Origin of the sequence: Bacillus sp. 220_BSPC (assembly GCF_001054655.1) — a bacterium.
Taxonomy (GTDB): Bacteria; Bacillota; Bacilli; order Bacillales; family DSM-1321; genus Peribacillus; species Peribacillus frigoritolerans.
The window spans coordinates 112,805-135,360 of the sequence record NZ_JVPL01000320.1 but is presented as its reverse complement, the minus strand read 5'-3'; the positions used below and the strand labels follow the sequence as shown (position 1 = coordinate 135,360).

The following is a 22,556-nucleotide window of genomic DNA, read 5'->3' as shown; positions in this document are numbered from 1 at the left end:
GAGTGCTTCCGCAGTTTTTTGTTTTAATTAGGATTATCTATATCTTATGATTTCATCAGGATTCAATCGTTTCGCTTCGAAATAAAATACTTGAATAAACTTTTTTGTATTTACCCGGGTAGGTGTAAGAACTACCGTTGAATCATTTTGCAGTTCTTTCATCTTTTGGCGAACGACTGTGAAATCAAAAAATTTGGAAGCGTAATTTTCAAACTTAGGATTTGAAAAATCCGTTAAACCGAGCGAAGCGAAATGATTTAACGAATGGTTAATCGTTCTGCGAATTCGCTGTTCGGCAGCTTTTATTTCCCGATTGATATCTACCTGCAAAGCTGCTTTGCCGAGCTTTTTTTTGGTGATTTCTACAAAGATATCTTTAAGGGTGGGGAATTGCTTTCCAAAAGTAAAAGTCCGTTCATACATAAATAAATACTGAAGCATTTCCATTAAATCTTTTGCGCCATTTTCTCCAACGACCCCTAATTCCGATAAAAGGAATTCACCCACCTCCCTTATACTTTTTTCATTAAAACTATTGGAATTATCAACCTTTGGCTGTTCAAAGTTCAATACACCATTTAAAGAGGCTTGGATATTTGTGATTGATCTTTCTAAATGAATACGTTCCATAACTTTTCGGATAACTGTTAATATCTCAATCCGATTGATTGGTTTAGTAATATAATAATCGATTCCAAGTGAGTATGCCTCACCAATCAGCTCCTTTGATTCAACCTGCGAAATCATTATTATTTTCCCGTTAAATGTATTTTTTATATGACGAAGTGTCTCAATCCCATCCCGGATGGGCATTAATAAATCAATAAATAAAATATCAATTTGTTTTAAATTCAAAATATGCCCTTCTAATAGACTTCCATCCTCGGCTTCCTCCACCACTTCTCCTAAATCTTCGTTCTCTATAATTTGGCTTAAGTTCGAACGTATGGCACAATCATCATCTGTTATAAAAAAACGCATGGAATCATCCTTTCTGGACCAACTTATGAATGGGTAATCTTATGGAAAAAATGGCGCCGTCAAAACTATTCTCAAATAGGATGTCGCCTCCCAGTTCTTTTACGACCTCTTTTACATATGAGAGACCTATCCCTGTTGAGGGTGTCCCGAAATGATCATATTTTGAAGTGAATCCAGGTTTGAATATCACAGTCTGATATTTTTGAGGAATTCCAGGTCCGGTATCAGCAACTTTAAATTCTACATGGTCATGGACTTCACCCAAACTTAAACGGACGATTCCTTTTTCTTTAATTGCTTCCACTGCATTAGCGACTAAATTATTGAAAAGAGATAACACGGTATACACATGATAAGGTGAATCGTTTTTCCCCTCCAATGAGTATTCAAATTGAATATCCTTTCCTAGTGATAAGGCATATTTTTCATTAATTCGGATAATTAAATGAAAAAGTTCAGCTGCATTCATGTAATCTTTAAAACTCTCATTGGAAATCAATTTGGAGAGACCAGCAAAAATCCGTTGATTATCTTTCTTGACTTCATGCATTTCACCCGCAATGCGCAATGCTTTTTGACTATATGGCTCAGGATGAACATGAGGGTGCTTGTCCCGTTTTTCCAGAGCTTTTAAATCTCGATATAAATCATACGATTTCTTAGTAATATTCTCAGCATTCTTTAATGTTTTTTTTAAATGAATCGTTTCCTCATATAAGTTGGAAATGAGCATAAGCATATGTTCATTTTGTTTTGTGATTTGCCTTTCCCTTGATTGTGCTTCATATAATTTCATCATATTAAAAAAGCTTAAAACGATGAAACTGTGGGCGAATGCGATCATGATCATCTCGTTTAGTGAACCTAACGTAATGGTTGTTTCCAACACAATATATTGAAAAATCAATTCTACAGAGTCGGACAATATTTCGATAATGAGACCAATAAATCCAATCAGCAAAGATCGGTTTTGAAAGCGATTTATTTTCACCAAATAAAAAAGAAAGCAGTAGGTGAAATAAAAGAAAAAACTAGGATAATGAATTTGGAAAGCGGATGCCCAGGAAAAACTATCATGCATGAAAAAATCTATAAGAATACGAAATACCACAACCATTGTTCCTGTGAGGAAGCCCGAAAAAATGGCAGGTGTTTTCTGTAATAATAGTAAAAAGAAGAAAAGGACAGGCGGACCGAAACTTACCCGAAACGTTTCATTTAAAGGATAAAAACTCAATTCGCCCGCTAATGGCACTGTTAACAACATCAAAGCGAGGATGTTGACCTCTTTTTTCATTAACGTACTGAGATTCAAGTCGTCACCTCCCAAGTTGTTTAAAAAATCAGTATACAGTTTCATCGGCTTCAATACAACGCTTACTTTGTTCCTGAATAGAACGGCTTATAATCTATTATGGCAAAACCAATCTGTTTTTCCATCCACAAAAAATGGTAACGGGATACGTTTTTTTAGTGGATTTTTATTTTTTAGATTTTGTAGGTTTTCGTATGATTATGTAGTTCCCAATTTAAAATTAACGGTAGATATAAATTTTTGAAAGCGCTTAATAATTTTTAGAATATTCATTATTTTTTCACCGAATCTATTATATGTAAGCTTGATGGCATTCGGTAAAACGTTCATTTAGAAAATATAATGATACAACAACTGAAGAGGTGGAAGAATGTGATTGAAGAATTGTCAAAAGAGTATGACATTCACGTTAATAGTCAAAGAAAATCCGACTTAGATGAATGGGTAGCACATTACAGATCCTTTGCTATTGAAGGACAAACCGCTAATTATATACCGGCATTGAGAAATGCACATTTATCGCAATTGGGCATTACCATACTGGAGCCGGGTGGAACAATGATCAAGTCAGGGGATTGGGAAGTTCCTTTCACGCTGCAAAGTATTTCAAAAGTGCTTAGCTTTATTGCCGCATGTTTGGGTCGCGGCATTTCTTATGTGTTAGAGAGGGTCGATGTGGAACCGACAGGAGATGCTTTCAATTCAATTATTCGTTTAGAAATGCATAAGCCGGGAAAGCCGTTTAATCCTATGATAAATGCTGGGGCGATTACCGTTGCTTCGCTTCTCCCAGGGGATTCTTCACAAAAGAAATTGGAATTTCTCTATGGGCTATTTGAAAATTTGTTAGGGAAGCGCCCGACAATCAATGAGGAAGTGTATCAATCTGAGTGGCAAACCTCTCATAGAAATAGAGCTTTGGCTCACTATTTGAAAGAGACTAATTATTTGGAATCGGAAGTAGAGGAAGCTTTAGAGGTTTACCTCATGCAATGTTCCATAGAAGTGACCACAGAAGACATAGCCCTGCTTGGACTGATTCTTTCTCAAGATGGTTACCATCCCGTTCGTAAAGAACAAGTAATCCCTAAAAAAGTGGCTAAGCTGGCCAAAGCATTAATGCTTACTTGCGGTATGTACAATGCTTCGGGGAAATTTGCGGCTTTTATTGGGGTGCCGGCCAAAAGTGGAGTATCTGGCGGGATCATGGCGCTTGTTCCTCCAAGTGCCAGAAGCGGAATGCCTTTTCAAGATGGATGTGGCATTGGTATTTATGGACCAGCCATCGATGAATATGGGAATAGCGTAGCAGGTAGTTTGTTATTGAAACAAATGGCACAAGAATGGGATTTAAGCATTTTCTGAAATACAGAAAAATTTAGTTCCGGTGTAATTAATAGAAGCAATAAGGGGACATCCTTAAGATTCCCTCATTAAATTTACAAATTTTTACAATAGATGATGTAAATGCAGCAATTACTTTAAGATGTAATTGGACGCACTGGCACAAATCATTAATCCAGTTACTTTTAAACGTAAGGAATAATTTTTGGAAAGCATGGTGAAAAATATATGAATAATATGCAGCGAAAGATGGGAACATTTTCGTTAATGATGGTAGGACTCGGGTCAATTATTGGCTCAGGTTGGTTATTCGGAGCTTGGAGAGCGGCACAGATTGCAGGACCCGCTGCCATTATCTCTTGGATTATCGGGATGGTTGTTATTTTATTTATCGCACTATCTTACAGTGAATTAGGGTCTATGTTTCCTGAAGCAGGGGGAATGGTAAAATACACGCAGTACTCTCATGGATCGTTTTTAGGGTTTATTGCAGGCTGGGCAAACTGGATTGCAATCGTTTCCGTAATTCCAGTTGAAGCGATTGCTTCTGTTCAATATATGAGCTCATGGCCATGGGAATGGGCACAGTGGACACACGGTTTAGTAGAAAATGGGAGTCTTACTGGGGGAGGCCTGGCAATTGCCTCTGTATTGCTGATCGTCTACTTTTTATTAAATTACTGGACAGTCAGTTTGTTTTCGAAAGCTAATTCATTTATTACAGTCTTTAAGGTTATTATTCCTGGACTTACGATTGGCTCACTTTTATTTGCCGGGTTTCACGGATCCAATTTTACCTCTGCGGGAAGTATCGCTCCTAATGGTTGGGCAAGTGTACTTACTGCTGTAGCAACTTCGGGTATCATCTTTGCATTTAATGGTTTTCAAAGTCCAATTAATATGGCTGGTGAGGCAAAGAATCCGGGACGTTCGATCCCAATTGCAGTAATTGGCTCCATTTTAATTGCAACGGTCATCTACGTTTTATTACAGGTTGCGTTTATTGGAGCCGTTGACCCGTCCATGATTGTGAATGGATGGCAACATTTGAATTTCAATTCACCGTTTGCTGACTTAGCAATTGTTTTAGGCATAAACTGGTTGGTTATTTTACTATACGTAGATGCTTTTATTTCTCCTTCGGGGACAGGAATAACATACACGGCGACAACGTCACGAATGCTTTATGGGATGGAAAAGAATAAATATTTGCCAAGCGTGTTTGGAAAACTGCATCCTCTTTATGGTATCCCGCGTCAAGCCATGTTTTTTAATCTAGGCGTATCTTTCTTATTTTTATTCATGTTTAGAGGCTGGGGCGTATTGGCAGAGGTTATTTCAGTTGCGACTTTAGTCTCTTATATTACAGGTCCAGTTACTGTTATGACATTAAGGCGCACAGGTCAGAACTTGTACAGACCATTACGTTTAAAAGGATTAAGCATCATTGCACCACTGGGCTTTGTTTTTGCTTCTTTGGTTCTATATTGGGCGAGGTGGCCGCTGACAGGTCAAGTATTATTTATCATTATGGCTGGTCTTCCCGTTTATTTCTATTATCAATCAAAAATAAAATGGAAGGGATTCCGTCAAAACTTTTCAGCAGGGCTTTGGATGGTTGTTTACTTACTCTGTATGATGACCATTTCATACTTAGGCAGTGAAAAGTTTGGTGGACTAAACATAATCCCATTTGGTTTGGATATGGTCATCATTACATGTTTATCACTAATGTTTTATAGTTGGGCAATAAAGAGTGGTTTCCAAACGGAATATTTGGAACAAGGACAAAAAGTAAATGAAGACTTGAGATCGATGGAGAACAACGTTGCAGCTCAAACTGCTAAAAAGGACGCTGTATAAATGATGAAGCCAATTCGATTGGCATGCTCATAATCCATTCGTGAATGACTTCGAAAGTGCTTCTATTATTTATATATAGATGAGGATTCAAAAAAGGGACGGCAAATTTAATTTGCTGTCCCTTTTTTTGGAGTTTTAGAAAAGGCTGTTATTTTTTATTTCACACCTGGTTTATCGTCATACCCGGCAGTGAAGATAGCGGCTAAAAATGTTACAGCAACTCCAACGATAATAACTGTACCCATGTTGTGACCTCCCTTTACCCATATTGTCCCACTTAAGTATAGGCTTAGTATACCCTAATTTTTAGCAGGAGTGCACACAAATTTTCTTGTCGGCATATTTGTCATCAATTCTTCACTGATCAAGCCGTTTTCGATACATGGAGATTCAAGGGGGATTCGAAACAATGCCTGTCCACTTTTTAAAGTCTGACATGTTTGTCAGACTTGGAGCATAGATTTAAGTATTCTCTGAAAGTGACAGGGGGAGGTTCCTTAATGGATATTTTAAAGAAAATCGAAAAATTTAGAGAAGATGAACAGAAGCTGAAGTGGGAAGGCACCTTCGCAGAGTACTTAGAAATATTGAAAGAAAAGCCTTTAGTTGCTCAATCTGCTCATTCACGTGTATACAACATGATCAGAGATGCAGGGATAGAAGAAGTAAATGGGACAAAGAAATACAATTTTTTCAGCGGTCAGTTATTTGGTCTTGAAGATTCACTGGAAAGGCTCATCGAGGAATATTTCCATCCGGCGGCAAAGCGGCTGGATGTCCGTAAGCGGATATTGCTTCTCATGGGTCCGGTGTCAGGCGGGAAGTCCACACTCGTTTCTTTACTGAAGCGTGGACTTGAAAATTATTCGTTAAAAGACACTGGTGCGATTTATGCAATAAAAGGATGCCCGATGCATGAAGATCCACTGCATCTCATTCCGCAGTATTTACGGGATGATTTCTTTGAAGAATATGGCATCAGGATTGAAGGAAACCTTTCGCCGCTGAATGTAATGAGGTTAGAACAGGAGTATGGAAGCAGGATTGAAGATGTGATGGTCGAACGTATTTTCCTTTCGGAGGATAAGCGTGTTGGAATTGGAACATTCAGTCCTTCTGACCCTAAGTCACAGGATATTGCTGATTTGACGGGCAGCATCGATTTTTCGACCATTGCCGAATACGGTTCTGAATCAGATCCGCGTGCCTATCGCTTTGATGGCGAGCTGAACAAGGCGAACCGCGGGATGATGGAGTTCCAGGAAATGCTGAAATGTGATGAGAAATTCTTATGGCATTTGCTATCATTGACACAAGAGGGGAATTTTAAAGCTGGCCGTTTTGCATTGATCAGTGCAGATGAACTCATTGTGGCTCATACGAATGAAACGGAGTATAAAGCGTTCATTTCCAACAAGAAAAATGAAGCATTGCATTCCCGTATCATTGTCATGCCTATTCCATATAACTTGAAGGTTACCGAGGAAGAGAAGATTTATGAAAAAATGATTCGTGAAAGTGATGTCTCGGATGTTCATATAGCCCCGCATACATTAAGGGTGGCGGCAATCTTCAGCATCATGACCCGCCTGAAAGATCCCAAAAAGGGCGATATCGATTTAGTGAAAAAGATGAGGCTTTATGATGGGGAAAATGTTGAAGGATTTAATTCCGCAGACATCAATGAATTGAAAAAAGAATATCAGGACGAAGGCATGAGCGGAATCGACCCGCGTTACGTAATTAACCGGATTTCCTCCACGATCATTCGTAAGGAAAATCCGTCCATTAATGCATTGGATGTACTTATGTCATTAAAAGCAGGTCTTGACCAGCATCCGTCCATTACGAACGAACTTCGGGAGCGGTATTTGAATTTCATTTCACTGGCACGTAAAGAATACGATGCCATTGCAAAAAATGAAGTGCAAAAAGCCTTTGTATATTCATATGAAGAGTCGGCGAAAATCCTCATGGATAATTATCTGGATAATGTCGAAGCATACTGCAATAAATCAAGGCTGCGCGATCCATTGACTGGCGAAGAAATCAACCCAGATGAAAAATTGATGCGCTCGATAGAAGAGCAAATTGGAATTTCCGAAAATGCAAAAAAAGCATTCCGCGAAGAAATATTGATTCGAATTTCCGCATATGCCCGTAAAGGGAAGCGATTTGATTATAATTCCCATGATCGTTTACGGGAAGCGATCCAGAAAAAACTATTCGCTGATTTGAAGGATGTCGTTAAGATCACTACTTCAACGAAGACACCAGACGAAAGGCAACTGAAGAAAGTGAACGAGGTCATCACGAGACTTATAGACGAGCACGGATATAATTCGACTTCAGCCAATGATTTGCTGCGCTATGTGGGCAGCTTGTTAAATCGGTAATCCATACTTTTTTGCCCCTGCCCCCGATCGGGCAGGGGTTTATAACCTTATGCGGAAGGTTGCATGAATGAAAAGTGGATTAGAAGAAATCCAGAATTCCCATTGAATCATGCATCTTTTGAAGGTGTTAAACGGTGATTATAGAAGGCATTAGAGATTATAACTCAACAAAGACCGGGCTTTTCTGAATGAAGGGAGCCCGGTGCTATTGATTTCTATTTAGTTACATTCAAGCCATACTGTTCAATAAGTGTAATAAGTTGATTCGGTGATAGTTTTTCTTCGCTATGGTCGATTTTAATTTCCCCATCATCAACATCGATGATCGCACGTTCCACACCTTCCGTTTTCAAAAGTATGGACTCCAGATTTAAAATAGGGCCTTCTGACGTTGCTTCCTTTACATAAAGGGTAGTTGTTTGCATAAATCTTGCACCTCCTTACATTTGCTCATAATGTTTTATCTATACCCCATATTTCCATTAGATATGTTACGTTTCGGATTTGGTAATATTGGGTATCAATAAGTAGAGGTGATGGCAAATGAGCAAAGAGGAACTGAAAAAAGAACATGTACCGGAAAATAGCTCCATGGCTAAGGATTATGAAGAGATGAAAGAACTTGGAAAGCAGATGGAAAATCAAAGGACGAATGAAGAATTGAAAGAGTGGGATAAACGCCCAGGTACAGTTCAACATGAAATAGAGGAAGAGAAGGATTGACGAATACAACAACCAGAATGATTCTATCTGTGTAAAAGGGGTGTCCAGAAAAACTGCTGGGACACCCTTTTTGTTGTGTTTCATTGCTTTTTTTAGATGTCCTTGTAAGCCTTTTGCAGCTCCATTACTTCTGGCTTAAAGCGATCCTATTACCAATGAATGAAAAAACGAACAGACCTGAAAATCATATGGTCTGTTCGTTTTCTTATATTCCTTTTTTAGAAATAACCTGACAGGACCTTTAACGCCCCGCCCCTGTCAGGACTTGTCTAGTTCATGGGCAAACATCCATTATTAATTTTGTTGTAAATTATCCTGCGTCGCTGCATAAGATAGAGTAATACTTTTCTTTTCATCCGTTTTTTCGCACTGTATTTTTCAATGGAAAACCGGAATGATGTGGGCATTCCCACACTAACTTATTATATGAAGGAATGATGAAAAGCGTGCAAACATTTTTAAGGGGGGAAGAGAATGTCGGAAGAGAGTAATCAACAGTATGTAATCTCACAGGAAAATTGGACCCTCCATCGGAAAGGCTATGATGATCAACAACGTCATCAGGAAAAGGTGCAGGAAGCGATCAAGAATAATTTGCCTGATCTAATTTCAGAAGAAAGCATCGTAATGTCCAATGGCCGGGATGTCATCAAGATCCCCATTCGCTCCTTGGATGAATACAAAATTCGTTATAACTATGATAAGAACAAACATGTAGGGCAAGGCGATGGAGACAGTAAAGTGGGGGATGTAGTCGCAAGGGATGGCTCACCGTCCGATGCCGGAGCCGGTAAGGGCCAAGGTGCAGGTGACAAAGCCGGCGAGGATTATTATGAAGCCGAAGTGTCGATGATGGAATTGGAGGAAGCCCTGTTCAGTCAATTGGAACTCCCTAATCTTCAGAAGAAAGAACATGCGGAGCACACTCTTGAACATATTGAATTCAACGACATCCGCAAGACAGGCCTAATGGGAAATATCGATAAAAAGAAAACGATGATATCCGCATTCAAACGGAACGCCTTAAGGGGGGACCCAGGTTTTCACCCTATTTATAAGGAAGACTTTAAATTCAAAACCTGGAATGAGGTTCAGAAACCTGATTCGAAAGCAGTTGTACTGGCAATGATGGATACGTCCGGAAGTATGGGGTTATGGGAAAAATATATGGCTCGAAGCTTTTTCTTTTGGATGAACCGTTTCTTGCGGACAAAATATGAAACCGTGGAAATCGAGTTCATTGCCCATCATACAGAAGCGAAAGTCGTTCCGGAAGAGGATTTCTTTTCAAAAGGGGAAAGCGGCGGTACGATTTGTTCGTCCGTATACCGAAAAGCATTAGAACTTATTGATCATAAATATGACCCCGCGAAGTTTAATATCTATCCGTTTCACTTTTCCGATGGTGATAACCTAACATCCGATAACGTCCGATGCGTTAAGCTTGTTGAAGAACTCATGAAGGTTTCCAATATGTTCGGATACGGGGAAGTCAATCAATACAACCGCCATTCGACATTGATGACAGCTTATAAGAACATCGATAATGAAAAATTCAGGTACTATATCCTTAAGCAAAAGGCTGATGTTTTCCATGCAATGAAGAGCTTTTTTAAAGATGAGGAAAGTAAGAAGTATGCTTAAATAAATAAGTTAGCTTGTTCTGGATTGTAGGGAAAGCGCCATTCCCTCTACAATCTTTTTTATTTATCGATCAATCTGATTTAAAAATATTCAGTTCTAGTTGGTGACTAATCGAACGATTCTGAACAAATCTCCCTATGAGGCAGATGAATGGCATTTGTTCATAAATTCAAGATATAAAGTTAGGATTTTCGTTCATGACACTCCTTTCCAATCCTATCATAACTTCTTACAGTAGGCGCAATATAAAAAATGGTTTATATCATTTCATTTTTGGAACGATCTGATTTCGTATATGTTATAAAATAAAGGAGCAGTGAGGTCCCTTCTTTCCCCTAAACCCCATTGTAAAAGAAGACCCTCTTCTCTTAGCGGCTCCAAAACATTGTGCCTTGGATAAACACTCAGGCTGCCTGTTCCCTATGTTCCTAGGGGGCAGGTTGTTTTAATTTCCCTGAATTAAGAATGATTTTTTAGATTTTAAATATTTGCGATTCCCTCACTCTTCCTTTTTATCCTTATGCCTTTTAATCCAAAAATCAGCCGCTCTCTAATCTGCATCTGCTTTTTAGAAATCCAATGAAAAATGAACGGCATTTCTTTTCTGAACGAATGATTTTACTTTATGAAATACCGACACTCACCTATTTGTATATAATGATGCCAGAATCTAAATCTAGATAATATCAACATCATGATAAAGGAGAAAGATGATGTCGAAGCCATTTAACTTTTTTTTACTATGGGTCTCACAAACTTGGTTCACCCTATTGAAATACAGGATCTATTTTATTCAAGCCTTTTTAGTCGTATTTTTGATGTGTCTTTTATTAAATAAACAGGAAATAAATACGCTGAAAATTACCCTCATTTTAATAACGTCACTATCCTTTCTTAAAAGTGCCCATAGAAAAAAAGAGTGAATAAAAGTAAAAGTGATATGTAAGGAGGTTAGGGAATACGTACCGGAGTTGCCACTTATGCACTGGATGATATATGCTTATGTAATCCGACGGAACGTTGATAAATAGAAGTAACTCTTCAGGGAAGAAACTAATAACCAAATAGGATAAGGGAAAATGTGATAAGAGGGAACCTATGGTTTCTCTTATCACTTTTTTAGTTATGTAGCCATAATGATTGTAACCCCAGACAGAAAGTTTGAATTTTACGGTGGATTTGATAAGAAGATATGCTTTTATAAATTGCAGGATCATTTCTCCCGATTAAACACATCGCCATGAATGAAAATAATCACATTAAAATTGATGTTTAATGCTCTAATGTGGTTCCGAAAAAAAGTATTATTAATCTTGTAAGTAAAATTAAGTTATGAGGAGCGTTTCATTTATGAAGAAAAGTAAAATGTTAAAACCTATCAACGTTATGACAATGTAAATGGCCCCGGTACAATACCGGGGCCATGGCCGTTTAGGACCTTTTATATCTTTACTGGCTTTATTGAGTCGTTACATATTCATTATTTCCTGCACGCATTCCAACAATGAAAATAAGTGCCGATATAGCGGCCAACATCAGTAAGGGAAGAGTCCAGCTGTGTGTAATGTCATGAAGCAGTCCGAATAATACCGGTCCAATGGCAGCTAAGAGGTACCCGAATGATTGTGCCATTCCTGATAATTCAGTCGCTTCATGGGTGCTTTGTGTTCGAAGACTAAAGAACATCATCGATAAACTGAATATGGTTCCGACTCCAATCCCAATCAATATCATGCATACTGGGATGAAGAGAGTGCTTCCGGATAATATGCCGAATATCCCTGATATAAGGAAGATGACAGGCGGGACCACTAACAGACGCTGACTTTGTAAGCGTCCAGCTAAAATTGGCACAAGGAATGTTATGGGAATGACTGCAAGCTGCATGATGGATAGCATCCAGCCAGCTTCATCAGCATTCATGCCTTTTTGCTCCAGGATTTCAGGCATCCAGGTAATTACTGTATAGAAAATAAACGATTGCAAACCCATGAAGAATGTAATCTGCCAGGCTAAACCAGAACGCCATAAGTTAATCTTTTTATCCTTTTGCGCCGTTTGTACATCCTTACCTGAGTTGAATGGCCGTCTTAATTGCGGCATCCATAAGAAAACTGTAATAAGTGATAAAATCCCCCAACATCCAAGGGCACCAGCCCATCCCAATCCGGATGAAGAAGCAAGGGGAATGCTGATCCCAGAACCTATTGCGCCGCATAAATTCATGGAAACAGCATAGATTCCTGTCATCAAACCGATGTTCCTGGCAAAGTTATGTTTAATCAGACTGGGTAACAAAACATTGCCTATTGCAATGGCTAACCCGATTAAAATGGTCCCTATGAACAATGTCGGCACCCCGCCAACTGAGCGCATCCCAATTCCAATCGTTAATAATACCAAGGAAAGGAAAAGTGTAAGCTCCATTCCAAAACGCCGTGCTATCCTAGGTGCAAACGGTGATAATAAAGCGAAGGAAAGCAAAGGCAATGTCGTTAATGATCCTGATAATGTATTGGAAATTCCCAAGTTATCACGGATCGAAGTGACAAGGGGTCCAACCGATGTTAAGGGAGCCCTCAGATTTGCCCCAAGAAGAATGATTCCGATGATGAGCAGTCCTACTCTGGGTTTAATATCCATTTTTCTTTGTTCTAGTTGATTTGCCGCTTGATGAATGCCCATACTCTCCTCCTTACTACTCTAAAGATTTTTTGAATTGTGCAATGTATTCATTCACTGTTTCGATTGCCCGGTTCACATCTTGTTCGATGATGGCATCTATAAGTTTGCAATGAATGTTCAAATGAAAGTTCACATCAGAACTCATCTCCACTATCTGATGGATGGATTCATGCAGGGAGTGTTCCATATGTTCGTACAAATCAATCAATAAATCATTATGTGATGAAACCATAATCGATTTATGTAACTGTATATCCGCTTCTTCGTAGGCTTTGATATCCTTTGATTCGGCAGCTCTACTGCATGCTGATATATGAAACCGCAATTGTTCTATATCTTCTTGATTACGTCTTAATGCCGCTAACTGAGCTCCTTCTCTTTCAAGGGCATGACGGACCTCTAACGTTTCTAATATACTTGACTGCTGGATCCTTCTTTCAATAGCAGCCCCCAAGGCACTTGATGACCTTACGAATGTCCCCTTTCCTTGTTTCGTTACTAAAAGCCCTGCATAAACAAGTGATCGTACAGCTTCCCTTAATGTATTTCTGCTTACATCGAACTGTTGGATCAAATCCATTTCAGGGGGAATTTGATTTCCTATTTTCCATTCACCTGATTCGATTAACGATTCGATTTGGGAAACCACTTGCTCTACAAGTGATAAGCGATTTGTTTTAGATATGGTCAAGATACACACCTCGAATTTGTAGGATGATTGGTTCATTGGTTATCTTAACATATGTATGTTGAAAATGGGTATAAGGAGTATTTTAAATCCAAATTTGTTTCCTTTTTATTCTTCAGAAAAAATTGCAGTCGATTTCAGAAATCGGCTCCCTTTCCGCCGAATGTCTGCCAAGCGTCATCAAAGCAAGCGCCTGCGGGGTCTCGACTAGCCAGTTATTCGGCAGGAGTGTCGCAAATTTCTTCAATCCAAAGGCATCCCCAAAGGAGTAACCCAAGTTTGTTTTGAAATCATGGTTAGGGGTGAAATCATATCGATGCAACCGCCAGACTATAGACAAATTTAAACTAAACGCCAGTTGGTCTATAGTTTTAAAACAACATTCCAGTTAATTGGAGCGGGTGTTCGAGACTCCTGCGGGAAAAGGTGCCGAGGTGGCTTCCGGAACCCCGCGGAAAGCGAGTTTCTTCAGTGGAAATCGACGTCCAATCTGTACTGGCACTAAAAAGACTGAAGGCAAACCCGACTTTCATCGAGTTTGCCTTCAGTCTGTAATCCCTAATAAAATTCAGGGGGGGATAATATTTCTATTTTTTTTGTTTGACAATAAATGAGAGAAGGATGAATATCACTAACGTGACAAGACATACTGTAGTCCCGATGATGTTTTGCTTATTAAAGAGAAATGCCAAAAAGATAATGCTTAAAGCCGTGATGGCTAATATAGTTGTATATGGGTACCATTTTACCCGGAATCCTGGTTTGCCAGTGTATTGCTTACGCAGTTTCAATTGCGCGGAACAAATACTGATCCACAATAATAAAACCGTGAATCCAGGAATGGCCATAAGGTAGCTTAAAATCAGGTCGGGATACAAATAGGATAAAAACACACCAGCCAATATGCATAATGTAGTTAAAAATATACCATTTAGCGGGATACCCTTTTTCGTTGTTTTTAAAAATGCCTTGGGCGCTTCCCCGTTCTGGGAAAGAGTGAACAGTGTCCTTGAGGTAGCGTATATACCTGAATTTGCAGCTGATAAGACAGCGGTTAAAAGAACGAAATTCATGATATCGGCGGCTCCGGGAAGACCAGATAAGCTGAAAACCTGAACGAAAGGACTTACTTCAGTGCTTACTTGGTTCCAAGGTATTACTCCGCAAATGATAAGTATCGGCAAGACATAGAAAAGAATCACCCGCCATACTGTTCCTTTTATGATTTTTGGTATGACTCGCTGACTATCCTTTGTTTCCGTGACGGCTACACCAATTAATTCTGCACCCCCATATGAAAACATTACCACTAAAAGTGCACTTAACATTCCGTCAATTCCTTGGGGGAAAAAACCACCATGTTCCGTGTAATTAGAAAATGAAGCCGAACTAGGAAAGAGTCCTAGCATGATCAAGGCTCCTAAAATGATAAAAGCAATTAAGGTTATTATTTTAATTCCTGCGAACCAAAATTCGAGTTCTCCATAGTATTTTACTTGAAACAAATTAATTCCTATTATTACTGAAGCGCAAAGTATGCTTAACAGCCATAATGGTACTGTAGGAAACCAATATTGTAGAAAACTGCCGGCTGCGACTATTTCTACAATGATTACGATAATCCAATTGAACCAATAGAGCCATCCGACAATGAAGGATAGTTGAAACCCAAAAGCTTTATTAATGAGATGTTGGACGTTCATATTAGGAAAAGCGGTTGCCATCTCCCCTAATGCGGCCATTACAATGAATAACAATAGCCCCCCTATTAAATAGGCTATTACAACACTTGGGCCTGCCATATTTAATGTATCGGAACTCCCCTTAAAAATCCCTGTTCCTATCATTCCGGCCAAAGCAATGAACTGGACATGCCTGGGCAATAGGCCCTTTTTTAGATCTTGATGAGTCTTCCCCATTATATTCATGCCTTTCTTTCATAATTTTAATAAAATAGTCTATCAGTAAAACTTAAAAGTTTCTTCTATTATTGAACGCTTTCACGCACTAAAGTACTATATTAATATATCATGAATCGGAAAAAAGTCAATTTAGGCCGGTGAACGGGAATGGATTTCCAACCGGCGAAGAAGGTTATCTAAAAATATTGGATTTTATGAAATGAATCAAAGAAAAAAACTGCTAGGTGATTTTTCAGGGATTGAATTGGCAATTCTTCATTCTTTAAAATACCTATTGAAAAGAGAGAAATATAATTCTGTTTAATGGCATTATTACTGGCATTTGTTTAGTAGTAAATAAGTTGATGGAATCAGTTTCAGTCCTTAATAGTCGTAGTCGCTTAGTTTATCCTATCAGGATTGTTGCAGCCAGCATTTGCGGCTGCGGGGGCCAGGGTTATGGAACATACTGCAGAATAACAAAAAACCGACCTTTCAAGGTCGGTTTTTCTTTAATATAAGGTACGAAGCGGGAAACTATCCGTTCCCATATGAAAAGGGGAGCGGCGCCTGTAGGTATTCGGTTTCTTGTTTCGGTTCAATTTCGCTTAAAAATTGCAGATAACCGGTATATACCTGCGATGCCATTCCTAAATAGTGCAATTCAGTGTGGATGATTCCCTTTCGTGGTGAATGGAGCAAATACATTTTTTCATCCCTCCTTTCTAAAAGGATAGGCCAGTTATTACAACGATATTTATTAGGAAAAAACCCCTATTACTAAAAATTGGATGCACCAGGTTCAAAGGCTTCTGCAGCTCTTTCTTCTAACACCATGCGCAGTCCATTCTTGGGTCTGAGTGTAAGGGAGGGAAGGGGAGTTACTTCATGATGGTCAGGTGCAAGCTTTATCCTATATCGCTTTACAATGCAGGCGAGGACAAACACAGCTTCCATCATGGCAAAGTGATTGCCAATACAAACCCGCGGCCCTCCGCCAAATGGAAAGTAAGCGAACGCAGGCAGGCTTTTCATAAAGTTATTTTCAAATCGCTCAGGGATAAATGATTCCGGTTGATCAAAATGCTCTGGGTTATGCTGCATCACATAAGAACTTATTAGTATCATATCGCCTTTTTTAAAGCGATATCCTCCTATTGTGACATCCTCCGTCACATCACGGGATAAGATATACAGTGGCGGGTAAAAGCGAAGTGTTTCATGAATGATATTTTGAGTGTATTGTAATTTCATGAAATCTTCAGGCTTGGGTGTCCGTTGACCGATTATGCTATTGACTTCATTGAAAAGCTTGGCTTGAATTTCCGGATGCTTCGAAAGTGCATACAGTGCCCAGGAAAGAGCATTTGCTGTCGTTTCATGACCGGCAAGAAAAATAGTCATTAATTCATCACTGACCTGATGGCTTGTCATGCCTAACCCGTCGTCGGCATCACGGGCGTCCATCAAGATCCCTAGCATGTCTTCATGTTTTACTGTGTCGTTCTTCCGTTTTTCAATAATGCCGTAAATAACTTTATCAAGCCTTTGTATCGCCTTTTTATATTCACGGTTGATTTTAGTCGGTACCCATAATGGCATACGGAAAATCTTTCTCATCCTTTTGACTGTTATTCTCAATGCAGTTTCCAAAGGTTTCCCAACGATTTCATATCCATCCTTGAATTCCATGCTGAACATGGTCTTGCTGATTATCCCGAGAGTGATGTTCATCATATCCTTCGTTATAATCCGTTCATCATCATGTTGCCAAGTTGATATATAATCCATTGTGATATCAATCATATCCTTGGCGTATTGGCTGATATGAGTCTTTTTGAAAGAGGGTTGGATAAGCCTTCTCTGTCGCATATGAAAGTCTTTTTCGCTTGTAAGCAGACCTTCACCGATAAGCGGTTTTAAAAGATTGAAGTCCTTGGATTTGACGAAAGATTGTTGTTTTGTTACAAGTATTTGTTTGATTAGATCAGGATTTAAAACGTGATAAACATTTTGGAATGGTCCTAAACGGAATTTAGCGACTTCCCCATATTCCTTGGACAATCGGGTCAGAAACCCAATCGGATCTGTTTGAAACTCTTTTGTATGTCCGGAAACCAGCCTTCCTTTTGGAACCATTTGAGAAGTGCGGAAGACATCATCAGCGTGGCTCAATGAAGTTTTTCTCCTTTCTTTAAAATACTTACATGTAATCATTCTATGAGGATAAGCTAAATTGGTTTGGACAAGTCGTTAAAGAAAGGGCGGATAATTCTATTGAAGAACTAAAGTTACAGAGAAAAGACTCTGGATGAATATAGCCAGAGTTTTTCGTGAGGGCTTTAGATTAATGAAGGGGGATTCAATTCAACTTCTTTCATCATCGCCCCCATGTTGGAAACGATCATTTTTTTCATTGATGGGCCCGCCAAATTGTGCATTGATTTCCTTAACCACTTGATCTAAAAATTCATCAGATATTATTGGATTATTGGTTTTATTGTGCATGTGTTTCTCTACAATCCTTTCTGGGTATCGTGTTTTGGAACATTCATGAAGGATACGTTATCAACATAACCTCACTTATAGAAAACTATTCTTTCTCTGTTCAACTTTTTCTGTTGTAACATTTTACGGAAGCATAAACTGTTATATTTCACTTGGAGGATTATGGTAAGTGGATCATTTTACAACCAAAGGGGTGTTAATCCGATGTGGAAATAGCCCAATCACCTATTTTGGTAATTGGGCATGGTCATATTAACTTCATTAAGGAAACAACTGCCTTATATATTTTATTAGCTGATCACGAAGTTCAGGTCGTTTCATGGCGAAATCTATTGATGCTTGAAGGAAGCCGAATTTATCGCCCACGTCATAACGATTTCCCTCGATGATATACGAATATAATGCTTCTTTTTCTAACAAAAGGTCTAAAGCTTCGGTAAGCTGGATCTCCCCCTTACGATCAGGCTTTACGTTTTCAAGGATTTCAAAAATCGCAGGTGATAAAATATATCGGCCAATTATCGCCTGTGTTGATGGTGCATCCTCCACTTTTGGCTTTTCCACTAAGTTTCTTACCAGAAATAAATCCTCATATCGTTCTTGGAAGTTTACGATCCCATACTTGGAGACATCGGCTGGTGACACTTCCTTACATCCGATAATGCTTGCTCGAACCTTGTTATACCGTTCCATTAACTGCTTCAAAGCTGGAACCTGGCTATCCACGATATCGTCCCCTAACAGGACGGCAAAAGGTTCGTCTCCGATAAAAGTTTTGGCACATAAAACTGCATGACCCAGACCTAAAGGTTCCTTTTGTCTTACATAGTGGATATCGACCATGTTGGAAATGTTCTCCACGATCTTAAGCAGATCATTTTGACCTTTCATTTGCAGAAGCATTTCAAGCTCAATCGATTTATCGAAATGATCTTCGATGGCACGTTTGTTTTTACCCGTAACGATGATAATATCCGTAATCCCTGATTGTACCGCTTCTTCGATAATATATTGAATGGTCGGCTTATCGACAATCGGCAGCATTTCCTTTGGTTGAGCTTTCGTAGCAGGCAAAAATCGTGTTCCTAAACCGGCTGCTGGAATCACCGCTTTCCTTATCATAGCCCAGCCCCTTTTTAAGGTTCTTTTATATGCTTATTGCATTTTATGTGGTCATTGGTTGACCTATATCAAAATAGGTTAAAATAAATCCCTTAAAAAGAATAGATTTACCTTCGAAGCCAAATATTATGGATATATGAATTTAATCAAGAGGTGGATATTTTGCCAATTGAAAATCAAGAGAGAAAACAAATCCTTTTTGCCTTACTCATCATTGTTTTATATCTTTCCCCCTTAATCATCCTTGGAGAAAATGCGCATATTCGCGTACATGATAATTTGGATTCCAACCTTGCCTGGTATAAAGTCCTTTCAGAAAGCGGTGAGTTATTCGGTGCAATTGACGCCAGAATTCCGCAGATTATGAATGGGCTGCCCCGTAATGCTTTTGGCAGTGAGTTCAGTATTATCGTGTGGCTTCATGCTCTTTTTCCGACAATGGTTGCTTATGCAATAAGCCAGGCATTAACAAGGTTTATTGCATTCTTTGGTATGTATATCTTATTGAAGAAACATTTGGTTACAGGAAGACTATCAGGTTGGATTAGGGTTGGAACATCCTTAGCCTTTGCCCTTACCCCATTTTGGCCATCGGGAATGCTCAGTACACTTGGGATGCCTTTAGCCCTTTGGGCTTTTTTGAATATCCGCAGCAAGGATCATTCTTGGAAGAATTATTTGGTCCTTACACTTTTACCGCTTTATTCAAGCATCGTGCTTGGCTTTTTCTTTTTCCTTGTTGCAATGGGTTTTCTTTGGCTAACGGATGTAATCAGGGGAAAAGGGTGGAATATAAAGTTTCTTCTTTCGATCGTTTATATGACCGTCATTTTTGGTTTGGTGGAGTATCGTTTGGTCGCTTCATTCATTTTTGATTCGGAGCCAAACAGCAGAGATGAATATTTTCACGCAAGGCTGCCGCTCGATTGGGTCGTTAAGCTTACTTTCAAAAATTTCGTTCTTGGACATACGCATGTCATGACTGTACATGCTCTTATCATCCTGCCGATTACAGTCTTTGCCCTTTATATTATTCTGACCAAAAAACTGTGGAGACAGGAGAAGGTATATGTTTTTTTATTCGGCTTGAATTTTATGCTCTCAGCGTGGTACGCATTTTGGTTTTATAAAGGCTGGCTTCCTTTAACGGAAAGGTTCCATACCCTGGATACCTTTAATTTTGCCAGATTTCACTTTTTAAGGCCGATGGTAATTTACTTAGGGTTTGCCCTCGCGATAAAAATCATTTGGGAACACAGCGACTATGCTAAGAAAACCCTTTCTATTTTCTTCGCCATTCAAATTCTGATTTTAATGGGTTTCAATGAAGAGATCACTCACAATAAAAAACCCTCTTTTAAAGAGTTCTATTCAGAAAGCCTTTTTCAGGAAATAAAAGATCATATAGACCGTCCACAAGAAGAGTATCGTGTTGCCAGCATTGCGCTGCATCCCGCAATCGCTCAATATAATGGATTTTACACGCTCGATAGCTATAACAATTTTTATCCGCTTTCTTACAAACATCAATTTCGTCAAATAATTGAAAACGAATTGGCTAAGAATAAAAACATCAGAATCTACTTTGATGAATGGGGAGGACGTTGTTACCTGTTTACCGATGAGCTTGGGAAGCATTATATGTTCAAGAAAGGCTCGAAGAAAGAGCTGGAAAATTTGGACCTCAACATGGATGCGTTTAAAGGATTAGGCGGCACGTATATATTTTCTGCCATCCCAATCAACAACGCGAAGGAAAACGGATTGGTGCTGGATAGGGTTTTCACGAAAAAAGGAAGCGTATGGAAAATTCATTTATACAGAGTCATGTGAAAAGGGGGGAATAGAATGAATTCACCGATTGTAACGATTGTTGTACCTTGTTATAACGAAGAAAGCGTTTTGCAGGAAACCATTTCCCAGCTTTGTGGATTGATGAGGGGGTTGGTCGATGAAAATGTTGTTTCCGGTCAAAGTAAAATTTTGTTGGTCGATGATGGGAGCAAGGATCAAACGTGGAAGATCATTTATAAAGAAACGATTAATAATGAATATGTTCGTGGGCTAAAGCTTTCCCGGAATGCTGGACATCAAAATGCACTTCTGGCAGGGTTGTTTACAGCCAAGGAAGCCTCGGATTGTGTGATTTCCATTGATGCAGATTTACAGGATGATATTCAGGTCATCCCGGAATTCATTCGGAAATTCAATGAAGGATGTGAAATCGTATATGGTGTCCGCCAGAAAAGGGACCTTGATTCATTCTTTAAACGAACATCTGCAACAGGTTTTTATAAATTGATGAACAAGATGGGGGTCAACCTTGTCTATAATCATGCCGATTTCCGGCTAATGAGCAAAAGGGCGATCGCGGAGTTGGAACGCTTTGATGAAACGAATCTTTTTTTACGGGGGATTGTACCGCTTATTGGGTTTAAGACGGACTCTGTTTATTATGACCGTAAAGAAAGATTGGCTGGGGAAACGAAATATCCATTTAAGAAGATGGTTGCTTTTGCACTTGATGGCATTACTTCCTTTTCAGTTACACCAATCCGGCTTGTATTATGGCTAGGATGCCTTTCCTTTTTCATTAGCTTACTCTTTGGGTCTTACTTTTTATGGTTGAAATTTTATGGGCAGACCGAAACTGGCTGGACCTCATTGATCACCTCCATATGGTTGATCGGTGGACTACAGTTGATTGCTGTCGGCTTGATTGGGGAGTATATAGGTAAAATCTATAATGAATCCAAACGCCGGCCTAAATATATTGTTGATCTTGATCTATTTAATCCGCTCGATTTAAAAAAACGGGAGCAACTAGACAATGAACGGAACAGTATTGAAAAACTATCTAAAACAAACTAACTCCTTTATCCGCTTTTTATTGGTCGGAATAGTCAATACAGCGGTTGGACTTTCCATCATGCTTTTTCTCATGAATGTTCTTGAATTATCTTACTGGATCTCCACCTTTATCGGCAATGGTACGGGAGCTGTAACGAGTTTTCTTTTGAACAGGACTTTTACCTTTAAAAGCGATATAGAATGGCGTCGAGGAGTTGCCCGTTTCTTTTGCGTCATCCTGATTTGTTATTCCGCCGCTTATTCTATAGGCCAAGCCATTGCAGAATCACTGGAAGGAACCGTTCATTTATCCATACAACAAAATTTGGCTGTTCTGATAGGAACAATTTTTTATACAGTGCTTAACTATCTTGGCCAGAAATACTTTGTCTTTAAAAAAAGCAATTTGAGGCCAATTCAAGAAGGAAGGAACTGATTAGCGTAGATCAGTGGAATAATGCCCCCGATTGGACGGGAATTAATAATGGAATCGGAAAGAGAAAATTCTGATTTAATGACTATCCAAGCTGGGGCAG

19 protein-coding genes are annotated in these 22,556 nt (G+C 39.1%); 8 read left to right on the top strand and 11 right to left on the bottom strand.

The window, feature by feature from the left end; all coding sequences use genetic code 11:
- Window positions 1-33: 33 nt before the first annotated feature.
- Window positions 34-981, bottom strand: a complete 948-nt coding sequence (locus tag ADA55_RS27195) for a response regulator (protein ID WP_048689866.1) — start codon at window positions 979-981, stop codon at window positions 34-36.
- A 4-nt stretch (window positions 982-985) separates the two neighbouring features.
- The gene (locus ADA55_RS27190) at window positions 986-2,248 is read right to left on the bottom strand and encodes a sensor histidine kinase (protein WP_048689959.1); all 1,263 of its coding nucleotides are present in this window, start codon (window positions 2,246-2,248) and stop codon (window positions 986-988) included.
- Window positions 2,249-2,671: 423 nt separating this feature from the next.
- Here ADA55_RS27190 and ADA55_RS27185 point away from each other — a divergent pair, with 423 nt between their 5' ends.
- The 3 genes from ADA55_RS27185 (at window position 2,672) to ADA55_RS27175 (ending at window position 7,899) form a co-directional block, all read left to right on the top strand.
- A complete protein-coding gene (locus ADA55_RS27185) occupies window positions 2,672-3,661 on the top strand; it encodes a glutaminase (protein WP_226990560.1) in 990 nt (329 codons plus the stop codon).
- Between the two features lie 207 nt (window positions 3,662-3,868).
- A complete protein-coding gene (locus ADA55_RS27180) occupies window positions 3,869-5,503 on the top strand; it encodes an APC family permease (RefSeq protein WP_048689863.1) in 1,635 nt (544 codons plus the stop codon).
- 500 nt (window positions 5,504-6,003) lie between these two features.
- Entirely contained in the window at window positions 6,004-7,899 is a 1,896-nt protein-coding gene (locus tag ADA55_RS27175) for a PrkA family serine protein kinase (RefSeq protein ID WP_048689861.1), read from the top strand.
- A gap of 215 nt (window positions 7,900-8,114) precedes the next feature.
- Here ADA55_RS27175 and ADA55_RS27170 read toward each other — a convergent pair whose 3' ends face one another.
- Window positions 8,115-8,324 (bottom strand): metal ABC transporter ATPase, encoded by a 210-nt coding sequence (locus tag ADA55_RS27170; RefSeq protein WP_034315156.1) that lies wholly within the window; start codon window positions 8,322-8,324, stop codon window positions 8,115-8,117.
- Window positions 8,325-8,442: 118 nt separating this feature from the next.
- On the opposite strand from ADA55_RS27170, the gene ADA55_RS27165 reads away from it, so the two are divergent.
- Complete coding sequence (locus tag ADA55_RS27165; RefSeq protein ID WP_034315155.1) at window positions 8,443-8,622, top strand: hypothetical protein; 180 nt, start codon at window positions 8,443-8,445, stop codon at window positions 8,620-8,622.
- A gap of 474 nt (window positions 8,623-9,096) precedes the next feature.
- Window positions 9,097-10,266, top strand: a complete 1,170-nt coding sequence (gene yhbH, locus ADA55_RS27160) for a sporulation protein YhbH (RefSeq protein ID WP_048689858.1) — start codon at window positions 9,097-9,099, stop codon at window positions 10,264-10,266.
- A 1,458-nt stretch (window positions 10,267-11,724) separates the two neighbouring features.
- Here yhbH and ADA55_RS27150 read toward each other — a convergent pair.
- The 8 genes from ADA55_RS27150 to galU all read right to left on the bottom strand — a co-directional run bounded on the left by ADA55_RS27150 (window position 11,725) and on the right by galU (window position 19,170).
- Window positions 11,725-12,951, bottom strand: coding sequence for a CynX/NimT family MFS transporter (locus ADA55_RS27150; RefSeq protein WP_048689851.1), 1,227 nt, complete (start codon window positions 12,949-12,951; stop codon window positions 11,725-11,727).
- Between the two features lie 13 nt (window positions 12,952-12,964).
- Window positions 12,965-13,642, bottom strand: coding sequence for a FadR/GntR family transcriptional regulator (locus tag ADA55_RS27145; protein ID WP_048689849.1), 678 nt, complete (start codon window positions 13,640-13,642; stop codon window positions 12,965-12,967).
- Between the two features lie 112 nt (window positions 13,643-13,754).
- Window positions 13,755-13,979, bottom strand: coding sequence for a hypothetical protein (locus tag ADA55_RS29795; protein ID WP_142398466.1), 225 nt, complete (start codon window positions 13,977-13,979; stop codon window positions 13,755-13,757).
- A 247-nt stretch (window positions 13,980-14,226) separates the two neighbouring features.
- Window positions 14,227-15,558: an amino acid permease gene (locus ADA55_RS27140; RefSeq protein ID WP_048689846.1), complete on the bottom strand. Its 1,332-nt coding sequence runs from the start codon at window positions 15,556-15,558 to the stop codon at window positions 14,227-14,229.
- 519 nt (window positions 15,559-16,077) lie between these two features.
- Window positions 16,078-16,248: a hypothetical protein gene (locus ADA55_RS29790; protein WP_153246180.1), complete on the bottom strand. Its 171-nt coding sequence runs from the start codon at window positions 16,246-16,248 to the stop codon at window positions 16,078-16,080.
- Between the two features lie 72 nt (window positions 16,249-16,320).
- Window positions 16,321-17,715 carry a cytochrome P450 gene (locus tag ADA55_RS27135; protein ID WP_226990558.1) on the bottom strand — a complete coding sequence of 465 codons (1,395 nt, stop codon included), beginning with the start codon at window positions 17,713-17,715 and terminating at the stop codon, window positions 16,321-16,323.
- Window positions 17,716-17,907: 192 nt separating this feature from the next.
- The gene (locus ADA55_RS29785) at window positions 17,908-18,048 is read right to left on the bottom strand and encodes a hypothetical protein (protein WP_095391400.1); all 141 of its coding nucleotides are present in this window, start codon (window positions 18,046-18,048) and stop codon (window positions 17,908-17,910) included.
- 261 nt (window positions 18,049-18,309) lie between these two features.
- Entirely contained in the window at window positions 18,310-19,170 is an 861-nt protein-coding gene (galU, locus tag ADA55_RS27130) for a UTP--glucose-1-phosphate uridylyltransferase GalU (protein WP_048689844.1), read from the bottom strand.
- A 159-nt stretch (window positions 19,171-19,329) separates the two neighbouring features.
- Here galU and ADA55_RS27125 point away from each other — a divergent pair, with 159 nt between their 5' ends.
- Genes ADA55_RS27125 through ADA55_RS27115 form a run of 3 tightly spaced genes read left to right on the top strand, consistent with a single transcriptional unit; the run spans window position 19,330 to window position 22,456 of the window.
- Entirely contained in the window at window positions 19,330-21,003 is a 1,674-nt protein-coding gene (locus tag ADA55_RS27125) for a DUF6044 family protein (RefSeq protein ID WP_048689951.1), read from the top strand.
- A 15-nt stretch (window positions 21,004-21,018) separates the two neighbouring features.
- Window positions 21,019-22,041: a glycosyltransferase family 2 protein gene (locus ADA55_RS27120; protein WP_048689841.1), complete on the top strand. Its 1,023-nt coding sequence runs from the start codon at window positions 21,019-21,021 to the stop codon at window positions 22,039-22,041.
- Window positions 22,001-22,456 (top strand): GtrA family protein, encoded by a 456-nt coding sequence (locus ADA55_RS27115; RefSeq protein ID WP_048689838.1) that lies wholly within the window; start codon window positions 22,001-22,003, stop codon window positions 22,454-22,456. The genes ADA55_RS27120 and ADA55_RS27115 overlap by 41 nt, the downstream gene beginning before the upstream one ends.
- Window positions 22,457-22,556: the final 100 nt, after the last annotated feature.

Coding starts and splice junctions, on each gene's coding strand:
- ADA55_RS27195 (WP_048689866.1), bottom strand. CDS start 981: ATGCGTTTTTTTATAACAGATGATGATTGTGCCATACGTTCGAACTTA.
- ADA55_RS27190 (WP_048689959.1), bottom strand. CDS start 2,248: ATGTTGTTAACAGTGCCATTAGCGGGCGAATTGAGTTTTTATCCTTTA.
- ADA55_RS27180 (WP_048689863.1), top strand. CDS start 3,869: ATGAATAATATGCAGCGAAAGATGGGAACATTTTCGTTAATGATGGTA.
- ADA55_RS27175 (WP_048689861.1), top strand. CDS start 6,004: ATGGATATTTTAAAGAAAATCGAAAAATTTAGAGAAGATGAACAGAAG.
- ADA55_RS27170 (WP_034315156.1), bottom strand. CDS start 8,324: ATGCAAACAACTACCCTTTATGTAAAGGAAGCAACGTCAGAAGGCCCT.
- ADA55_RS27165 (WP_034315155.1), top strand. CDS start 8,443: ATGAGCAAAGAGGAACTGAAAAAAGAACATGTACCGGAAAATAGCTCC.
- yhbH (WP_048689858.1), top strand. CDS start 9,097: ATGTCGGAAGAGAGTAATCAACAGTATGTAATCTCACAGGAAAATTGG.
- ADA55_RS27150 (WP_048689851.1), bottom strand. CDS start 12,951: ATGGGCATTCATCAAGCGGCAAATCAACTAGAACAAAGAAAAATGGAT.
- ADA55_RS27140 (WP_048689846.1), bottom strand. CDS start 15,558: ATGGGGAAGACTCATCAAGATCTAAAAAAGGGCCTATTGCCCAGGCAT.
- ADA55_RS29790 (WP_153246180.1), bottom strand. CDS start 16,248: ATGTATTTGCTCCATTCACCACGAAAGGGAATCATCCACACTGAATTG.
- ADA55_RS29785 (WP_095391400.1), bottom strand. CDS start 18,048: ATGCACAATAAAACCAATAATCCAATAATATCTGATGAATTTTTAGAT.
- galU (WP_048689844.1), bottom strand. CDS start 19,170: ATGATAAGGAAAGCGGTGATTCCAGCAGCCGGTTTAGGAACACGATTT.
- ADA55_RS27120 (WP_048689841.1), top strand. CDS start 21,019: ATGAATTCACCGATTGTAACGATTGTTGTACCTTGTTATAACGAAGAA.
- ADA55_RS27115 (WP_048689838.1), top strand. CDS start 22,001: ATGAACGGAACAGTATTGAAAAACTATCTAAAACAAACTAACTCCTTT.